This is a genomic window from Metabacillus sp. YM-086 (assembly GCF_048059995.1).
Lineage (GTDB): Bacteria > Bacillota > Bacilli > Bacillales > Bacillaceae > Metabacillus > Metabacillus litoralis_B.
In genome coordinates this window covers 58,118-66,081 of sequence record NZ_JBLUOI010000023.1, presented here as the reverse complement: position 1 = coordinate 66,081, position 7,964 = coordinate 58,118, and the positions used below count along the sequence as shown (strand labels likewise).

Below are 7,964 nucleotides of genomic sequence, written 5' to 3'. Positions count from 1 at the left end.
ATTCTATTGCATCCTTTCTAGAGGAAGTAAGAAAGCATAGTAAAGTTCCTGTTGCTGTAGGGTTTGGTGTTTCCTCAAGGGAACAGGTAGAGCAGCTAGCTTATATGTGTGATGGAGTTGTTGTTGGTAGTGCTTTAGTTCGAGAAATTGAACGACTTCAACCTTCTTTAATAGATGAGAATACACGAAGAGATGCTGTAGAAGAATTTAAGAATTTTGCACGTACCTTTGTTTCGGAATGATAAGCAAAATTTTAATTGCTTTAGATGAAATGAAACTTTATGATAATAAACATTAGAAATGTTTACTTATTAAGGGCTAAGTTAAACTTATGGATTTAAATACAAGAGAAATTTAGTATTCATTCTTAAAGTTTAACGAAGCCTCTATTTAAAAGAGGTGTAATTTATGCGTGTAAAAGAACAATTATTAAGTCTTAAGCCTTATCAGCCAGGAAAACCAATGGAAGAAGTAAAAAAAGAATATAATTTAACAAAAGTTGTGAAGCTTGCTTCTAATGAAAACCCATATGGTTGTTCTCCTAAGGCTAAACAAGCTATTGTAGATGAATTAAATCAGCTTGCGATTTATCCAGATGGATATAGTGCTGAACTTCGTACAAAACTAGCGGCTCACGTAGGTGTCAAAGAACAAGAATTAATATTTGGGAATGGGTCAGATGAAGTTGTTCAAATTATTTGTAGAGCTCTATTAAGCCCAGATACTAATACTGTAATGGCCACACCAACATTCCCTCAATATAAGCATAATGCTGTAATTGAAGGATCTGAAATCCGTGAGGTCCCATTAGTAGATGGTAATCATGATCTAGAAAATATGCTACTGCAAATAGATGAAAAGACAACGGTTGTATGGGTTTGTACACCAAATAACCCTACAGGTACATATGTTACTAAAAACAGTTTACTTAATTTCTTAAATAAAGTGCCTAAACATGTGCTTGTTGTAGTAGATGAAGCCTACTATGAATATGTTTTAGCAGAAGATTATCCAGAAACTGTTGAATTCATTAATGACTATCCTAACTTAATGATTTTACGTACATTCTCAAAAGCTTATGGCTTAGCATCCTTAAGAATTGGTTATGGCATTGCAAATGCAGAATTAATCCAAAAAATTGAGCCGGCTAGGGAACCTTTTAATACAAGCAGAGTTGCTCAGGTGGCCGCTATTGCAGCTTTAGATGATGCTGAGTTTGTGGAAGAATGTAGGGGGAAAAATAAGGAAGGATTACAGCAATTCTACCGTTTCTGTGAGGAACTAAAGCTTCCATATTATCCTTCTGAAGGTAACTTCATTTTAATTGACTTTAATCGAGATTCTGACGAAGTTTTTAATGCATTACTGAAAAAGGGATATATCGTAAGGTCCGGAAATGCTCTTGGGTTTCCTACCCACCTAAGGATCACTGTTGGAGATCGTCAACAAAACGAAGAAATTATTGAAGCGTTAAGGGAATTTGTTCAATAAACTTTATCTTAAGGGTACTAATTTATATGATAGATTTGATCCTCATATTATTAGTACCTTCTTTCATAGGTAATGATATATAGCCTCAATTTATGATAGGACAAAAAGGTGATATTTTATGGTGAAAAAAGTGTATATAATAGGTCTTGGATTAATTGGGGGCTCAATAGCATTATCAATTAAGCAAAAAGATCCTTCAATACATATATTAGGTTTTGACATAAATGAAGATCAGGCTAATCTAGCGAAAAGGATTGGGGCCATTGATGAAATCGCCACTAAGCTTTTCCCGGATCTATCATCGGTTGATATGATATTTCTCTCAACTCCTGTTCAACAAACAACTCAAATTATTGAGCAATTAAAATCAGAACAACTGAAGAAAGATGTTATTGTAACTGATGTCGGAAGTACCAAAGTGAAAATTGTTGAATGTGCAAATCAGCATTTAAATGGAAAAATTAAGTTTATCGGCGGTCATCCTATGGCTGGCTCTCATAAATCAGGAATATTAGCAGCAAAACCACATTTGTTCGAGAATGCTTTTTACATATTAACTCCTTCACAATATGTAACCCAGAACGATGTTGATTTATTAAAAAGTGTTCTTGAAGGAACGAAAGCTAATTTCATTGAGATGACGCCAAATGAACATGATGAAGTTACCGGTGTAATTAGTCATTTTCCCCATATTGTTGCTGCGAGTCTTGTTTATCAGGCTAAAAATCATGAAGAGCAATTTCCACTTGTTAAGAGGCTAGCTGCTGGAGGGTTTCGAGATATAACGAGAATTGCCTCAAGTAGTCCTTCGATGTGGCGTGATATTCTTCTCCATAATAAAGAACCTTTATTACACCTATTTGATGAATGGATCTCAGAGATGGAGCGTGTAAAAGAGTTTGTTGCAAATGAGGAAGCTGATAATTTATTTTCATATTTTCAATATGCAAAGAAGTATCGAGATGGTCTACCAGAGAAGCAAAAGGGAGCTATTCCGTCATTTTATGATTTATTTGTTGATGTACCTGATTATCCCGGGGTTATTTCTGAGATAACTGGATATTTGGCAAAAGAAAAGATCAGTTTAACGAATATACGAATTATTGAAACACGTGAAGAAATATATGGGGTATTAAGGTTAAGCTTTCAAACAGAACGAGATCGTGAACTAGCGATTGACTGTATTAACAAGTATTGTGCTTATGAAACATTTATTATGTAGGATCTAAGAAAAATATTATCTGTATGATCTTTAATTACAAGTTTTTATGGATGACAGGGCTAAAAAAGCTAAGGTGTTGTCATAGTTTTTCTAATAATCGAAGAGGTGGAATTATGTCAGAAGTTCAAAGATTATCAAAAGTCACTAGTTTAACTGGCTCAATTAACATTCCAGGTGATAAATCTATTTCACACCGAGCTGTTATGTTCGGAGCTATTGCTAACGGAAAAACCGAAATTACAAACTTTCTAATGGGTGCAGATTGCCTAAGTACGGTTTCTTGTTTTAAGAAAATGGGTGTATCAATTGATGTATCAAAAGACCTTGTTACAGTCGAAGGAAAGGGGCTGGATGGTTTACAAGAACCATCTGATATTTTAGATGTTGGTAACTCTGGAACAACAACTAGATTAATGATGGGGATTTTAGCAGGGACTCCGTTTCATTCATGTATTATAGGGGATGAATCAATTGCTAAAAGACCAATGTCGAGAGTAACAAAACCTCTTTCAATGATGGGTGCAAACATTGATGGAAGAGAAAATGGTCAATATACTCCTATTTCAATTAGGGGTGGTAGCCTAAAAGGTATTCAATTTGAGTCTCCTGTTGCGAGTGCACAAGTTAAATCTGCCATTCTTTTAGCAGGATTAAACACAGACGGTGAAGAAACAACGGTAACTGAACCACATAAATCAAGAGATCATACGGAAAGGATGTTACGAGCTTTCGGAGTTGATGTAAAGGAAGATGAAAGATCTGCAACCGTTCGTGGTGGACAAACTTTACAAGCAACGAATATTTTTGTACCAGGCGATATTTCTTCAGCGGCATTTTTCCTAGTAGCTGGTGCAATTGTTCCGAACAGTGAAATTCTTTTGAAGAACGTTGGAATCAATCCTACAAGAACAGGTGTTCTAGATGTTTTAGAAATGATGGGGGCTACAATGGAAATCATTCCAAGCACAGAAGAAACGTTTGAGCCTGTAGCTGATATTAAAATAAAAACATCTTCTCTAAAGGGAACTACCATTAGTGGTGATTTAATTCCAAAATTAATAGACGAAATTCCTGTTATCGCCTTGTTAGCAACTCAAGCTGAGGGAGAAACGATTATTAAGGATGCAAGTGAGCTTAAAGTTAAAGAAACAAATCGCATTGATACAGTTGTAGGTGAGTTGACAAAAATAGGAGCTACAATAAAAGCTACTGACGATGGAATGATTATTACTGGCAAAACAAACTTACAGGGAAATGCAACAGTTTCAAGTCATGGTGACCACCGAATTGGTATGATGCTTGCTATTGCGTCTTGTATAACGGAAGAGCCGATTGAACTATTAAATGCAGAGTCAATCGACGTTTCTTATCCTAACTTTTTTGATCATTTAACTGGTTTAAGTAAATAAGGAAATGAGATTGCTTTTAATTACAAAGGCAATCTCTTTTTTTTGGCTCAATAAAAATTTGACATTGGTTTTTAGGTTTTTAGTGGAGGTGCCCGTACTCCTCAGACCAAGCTGTTGAAACCTCCTCTTTTTTTTAGTTTATAATCTTTCTTACTATCCTTTTAAGGCGTTTTCATCAAGTTAAAACAATGTGAATAAATGCTTATTTTTTATCATAGCTTGTCTTAAGGAGATGGAAGGAGGGACGCCTTATCGTGTGTTATATCATGGACAAAGTAAAGTTGTTGAAAAACGATTCTATTGAAAAAACATCTTTGTTAATCAATCAAGACAAAATTGAGTTTATGCGTCATTCTATGGATAACATAAAGTTTGTAAGGATGGATTTAAGTTCTTATTTGTTAACCCCTGGCTATGTTATGCTGGATTTTTCTCTTCATTCACTACTTCCATTTAAAGAATTCAAACGTACATTTATGCGGTACTTAGCAAAAGGCTGCACAACTCTTCTCACAGTGGTAGATATTGATTATGAAAAGGAATTGTTGTCAAAATTAAAGCAAAGAAGGCATCTTATGATTAACTCGCCAATCGATTACTATATTGGAGTTAAGCTTTCATTAAAAACTCTTTCCCCATCACTTATTAGAAAGTGTAAACAACAAAATATATCCATTATTTTTGTTGAACTGGGTAAAGGTGATAAGCTAGATTTAAAGTCATGGGGTTGGATAAGAGATGCTATGTTTTCAAATCCAATAACGCTTATCCCTTATATAGCGGATGAGGAATTAACGTCTTATAAAAAACAAAAACTGTTGCAGGAATGGGCAAAACAAATGAAAGAAAATCGCCTTTCATCCACGGATACCTGTTTAGAGCCTGGGGTGCCCCTTTCTAAGAATGTTTTGATGAGATTGGGAGTATATCCTGAGAAAGGTGATATTCGCGTAGGCGGACAGCTCAATTATAATCTGTATCTATTAGATGAAATGAACGATCATCCTAATGGGAAGCCAATGTTAAATCATGAACTGAATTCTCCAGCATTTACATCACATCATGGCAAGATCATAAATGTTAATGGTGACATCACCTTCCAACCTGGCACCGGGGAAGAATGTTTTATCCCGATCTCAGGTCGTTTTATACCACAAACTGCTTCCTTTTGATGTATGATAAAGATTGAGTATATAAAATAAATAAACCATTGTTAGAAGAGAAAGGAAAATGTATGTTTAACCAAGTATTAAACGAAGCAATAAATCTTGTAAATAAGGGTCAAACTGAAGAAGGATTAAACTTATTAGAAAATATAACACCTACTCTGCATGATGAGGAAAAACTGCATTTAGCTGATCAATATTATCAATGGGGGATTGTCGACCGTGCACATGAAATGGTTGAAGAACTTCATTTCCTTTATCCCGAGGAAACACAAGTAACCTTGTTTTTAGCTGAACTAAAAATAGATTTAGAAAAAGAAGAAGAAGCCATTGATTTACTTAACACGATCACGAACGATAATGAGTCATATCCACAGGCACTTCTTCTACTGGCAGACTTGTATCAAATGCAAGGGCTAGCAGAAGTAAGTGAACAAAAGTTAAAAGAAGCTAAACTGTTATTACCCCAGGAACCTATTCTTGATTTTGCTCTTGGAGAACTTTATTTTCATCAAGGCAAGTACAAGCAAGCAATTCCTTATTTCGAAATGCTTGTAAACGAACATAATACAGTTTCGGGCGTTATTATTCATCAAAGGTTGGCAGAGTGTTTAAGCGCAAATGGGGAATTTGAGGATGCCATGGAGCATTATAAGGAAGCAATAGACATACAGGAAGATGCAGATACTCTTTTTGGATATGGCTTTACAGCTTTTCAAGGAGGTTTTTACAAAACTGCTATTCAACAATTCCTTGCACTAAAAGAAGCCGATCCATATTATACATCTTTATATTTATACTTAGCGAAAGCTTATGAGCATGAAGAATTATTACAAGAAAGCTTAGAAACTGTACAAGAAGGAATAAAGGTAGATGAGTATAATAAAGATCTTTTCTTATATGGAGGAAAAGTAGCCATAAAATCTGGTCAAATGGAAGAGGCTGAGAGATTATTACGTGAATCTCTTGCTATCGATCCTGGACATATTGAGGCTGCAATTACACTGTCACATATCTTTCTTCAAGACGAAAGATATGATGATGTAATTGACCTTATAAATGAAAGTAAACGATATGGAGAAGAAGACCCACAGTTTGAATGGAATTTAGCACGAGCTTTCCATCAAAAAGAAGAGTATACACAGGCATTAAACCATTATCAACTTGCATATAATTTTTTCAAGGAACAACGAGATTTTTTACAGGAATATGGGTACTTCCTATTAGAAGAAGGTTTAAGAGAAAAAGCGAAGATTATTTTTAAGGAATTGTTAAAGCAAGATCCTTCAAATGTCGAATACGGTGAGATTTTGCTACAATTAGAAGATGAGTTTTAATGGAATTGAGAAGGATTTTATTTTTATTTTGTGGAATTATCAAAGTAAGAATAATCTGAACTGCAGAGGAGGGAATTGTATGGTGGCCCCTGTATCTGTCCATGAAAAGAAAGACTTCATCAGGTGGTTTTTAAACCATTATCAACTAAAGAGAAGAGAATGTGTGTGGATCTTAAATTATTTAATGAGTCATGACACTCTTATGGAAAAAGTACATTTTGTTGAGCAAGCTCAATATTGTCCAAGAGGAATTATTATGTCAACTCACTGTGTTGAAGAAGTTCCATTTCGCTTTTACAAAGAGAATGTCATGACAACTGATGCAGAAAAATCGTTTCATGATATTCGATTAAATAAAGAGGAAGAGCTTTTTATTCAGCTGAATTTCAGATCTTCTTACCAATCACCACAATATGCAGCGGTTCTTGAGTCAAATCCTTATATGCCTGAGCATTTAAATGAAAATGAAAAAGACCGGGAAATTGCAGAAAAAGTTCTTGAACATTCTATTCAGAGCTTTCAAAAAGAAAAGCTTCTAAAATTAATTGATGAGGCTTTGGATCGACAAGACAAAGAGAGCTTTCAAAAGTTAACTCATCAATTAAATCAATTAAACAGCAAGTAGTTTGTACAAATACAGGCCCTCTCTAGAAGAGGGTTTTTTTCTTGAGCTAATTCAATATTTAACAATTTATTATATAAGCATTATAATATGTACATAGTAAAAGAATATTGTAGGGAGTTGAATGAATTGAAGTGGAATTCAAGTGATGTAGATTTATATAATCAATCAAAAGAGTATATTGATACGGCCATTATTCCTTTAATATCAGTTTCAGTAGATTCAGATTTTAAACACACCGTATCTAAGGGAGAATTTATTAGTCTTGTTAGTACTGAATTAGAAAGACAATTAAAAGGCAGAGTGTTTCTCTTTCCTAGTTTTTCATATCTGCAAAACGCATCTACTGTTGCTGATGACTTATCGAAGTGGGCAGAGGAGTTACAAAAGGAATTTAAACATGTCATTTTCCTAACTAGCGATGAAAAATTAAAGGATAACGGAGGGGCCGATCAAAATGGACAACTTATTTGGCTCCCTTCTATGCCGTTGGAACATATGGATGATCAGTTAAAAAGGAAGCTCTTACAAGACCAAATCGAACAAATTTTGAACATTTTATTACAATCTTGGAATAAATCATAAAAACCTTTTCATTTCCAGGATTAGAAATCAGGATTTTATTGACCTCATGAGAAGATTGATATATCATGAGTATGTCCTAGTTTTATATGTTATTTCCGTATGTCCGTACCGGACAGAGCTTAAGATAGAGGG

Annotated in this window: 8 protein-coding genes; all 8 read left to right on the top strand. The window is 34.6% G+C overall.

Features of this window, described 5'->3' with window-relative positions; translation table 11 throughout:
- Positions 1 to 242: tryptophan synthase subunit alpha (locus ACEWK1_RS12085; RefSeq protein ID WP_416636322.1), on the top strand; the 242-nt coding region annotated here is incomplete at its 5' end.
- Between the two features lie 166 nt (positions 243 to 408).
- Positions 409 to 1,491: a histidinol-phosphate transaminase gene (gene hisC / locus ACEWK1_RS12080; protein ID WP_121662585.1), complete on the top strand. Its 1,083-nt coding sequence runs from the start codon at positions 409 to 411 to the stop codon at positions 1,489 to 1,491.
- A 118-nt stretch (positions 1,492 to 1,609) separates the two neighbouring features.
- Positions 1,610 to 2,713: a prephenate dehydrogenase gene (locus ACEWK1_RS12075; protein WP_121662584.1), complete on the top strand. Its 1,104-nt coding sequence runs from the start codon at positions 1,610 to 1,612 to the stop codon at positions 2,711 to 2,713.
- 113 nt (positions 2,714 to 2,826) lie between these two features.
- On the top strand, positions 2,827 to 4,122 hold the full coding sequence (gene aroA / locus ACEWK1_RS12070) for a 3-phosphoshikimate 1-carboxyvinyltransferase (protein ID WP_416636321.1): 1,296 nt from the start codon (positions 2,827 to 2,829) through the stop codon (positions 4,120 to 4,122).
- 254 nt (positions 4,123 to 4,376) lie between these two features.
- Positions 4,377 to 5,294 carry a hypothetical protein gene (locus ACEWK1_RS12065; RefSeq protein WP_416636320.1) on the top strand — a complete coding sequence of 306 codons (918 nt, stop codon included), beginning with the start codon at positions 4,377 to 4,379 and terminating at the stop codon, positions 5,292 to 5,294.
- Between the two features lie 62 nt (positions 5,295 to 5,356).
- Positions 5,357 to 6,625, top strand: coding sequence for a tetratricopeptide repeat protein (locus tag ACEWK1_RS12060; protein WP_121662581.1), 1,269 nt, complete (start codon positions 5,357 to 5,359; stop codon positions 6,623 to 6,625).
- Positions 6,626 to 6,704: 79 nt separating this feature from the next.
- Positions 6,705 to 7,250 carry a ReoY family proteolytic degradation factor gene (locus ACEWK1_RS12055; protein ID WP_121662580.1) on the top strand — a complete coding sequence of 182 codons (546 nt, stop codon included), beginning with the start codon at positions 6,705 to 6,707 and terminating at the stop codon, positions 7,248 to 7,250.
- Positions 7,251 to 7,376: 126 nt separating this feature from the next.
- Positions 7,377 to 7,832: a YpiF family protein gene (locus ACEWK1_RS12050; RefSeq protein ID WP_212138377.1), complete on the top strand. Its 456-nt coding sequence runs from the start codon at positions 7,377 to 7,379 to the stop codon at positions 7,830 to 7,832.
- Positions 7,833 to 7,964 lie beyond the last annotated feature (132 nt).

What these genes read in the sequence shown, in the direction of transcription:
- ACEWK1_RS12075 (WP_121662584.1), top strand. Translation starts at nt 1,610, where the DNA reads ATGGTGAAAAAAGTGTATATAATAGGTCTTGGATTAATTGGGGGCTCA.
- ACEWK1_RS12055 (WP_121662580.1), top strand. Translation starts at nt 6,705, where the DNA reads ATGGTGGCCCCTGTATCTGTCCATGAAAAGAAAGACTTCATCAGGTGG.
- ACEWK1_RS12060 (WP_121662581.1), top strand. Translation starts at nt 5,357, where the DNA reads ATGTTTAACCAAGTATTAAACGAAGCAATAAATCTTGTAAATAAGGGT.
- aroA (WP_416636321.1), top strand. Translation starts at nt 2,827, where the DNA reads ATGTCAGAAGTTCAAAGATTATCAAAAGTCACTAGTTTAACTGGCTCA.
- hisC (WP_121662585.1), top strand. Translation starts at nt 409, where the DNA reads ATGCGTGTAAAAGAACAATTATTAAGTCTTAAGCCTTATCAGCCAGGA.